Origin of the sequence: Pseudomonas sp. RA_35y_Pfl2_P32, assembly GCF_963970735.1 — a bacterium.
Taxonomy (GTDB): domain Bacteria; phylum Pseudomonadota; class Gammaproteobacteria; order Pseudomonadales; family Pseudomonadaceae; genus Aquipseudomonas.
On record NZ_CAXAQF010000227.1, the window covers coordinates 1 to 508 of the forward strand.

1 protein-coding gene is annotated in these 508 nt (G+C 64.0%); it reads right to left on the bottom strand.

Annotated elements, in window-relative coordinates; all coding sequences use genetic code 11:
* Positions 1 to 480: vitamin B12 dependent-methionine synthase activation domain-containing protein (locus AACY45_RS27995; RefSeq protein ID WP_339548716.1), on the bottom strand; the 480-nt coding region annotated here is incomplete at its 3' end.
* Positions 481 to 508 lie beyond the last annotated feature (28 nt).

A 508-nucleotide genomic window follows, 5' to 3' on the forward strand; every position in this document is an offset into this window, starting at 1 on the left:
GGGTCCATTTTGTCCGAAATAAGCACTTTTGGCATCGGTTTTGTCCTTCTGCTCCCTCTCCCCTTCAGGGGAGAGGGTCGGGGAGAGGGGCTGAGCTGGATCACTAGACGGCACGCCCGTTGCAGACGCCCCCTCTCCCCGGCCAGCATCAGGTGAACCGTGCCCCGCACGGTTCAGGTCATCCTGGGGGGATGACCGACCTGATGCTCCCCGGAGGGGAGAGGGAGAGATGACCACATCATCCCCTTCCCGCCGGCACGGCCACAGCCCCGCCACGCCCTTCGCCGTCAGCCACTTCTCCGCAATGATCTGGTCGAGCATCTTCTGCGCATCCTCGAACAGGTTGCGCGCGCTTTCCCCGACGATTTCGTCATCAAGGATCGCCGGGTAATTCCCCGCCAATTCCCAGGCGCGGAAGAACGGCGTCCAGTCGATCAGCTCGCGCAGGTCGGCGAGGTCCCAATCCTCGAACACATGCACGCCGGGCTGCTTGGGTGCGCCCGGCTTC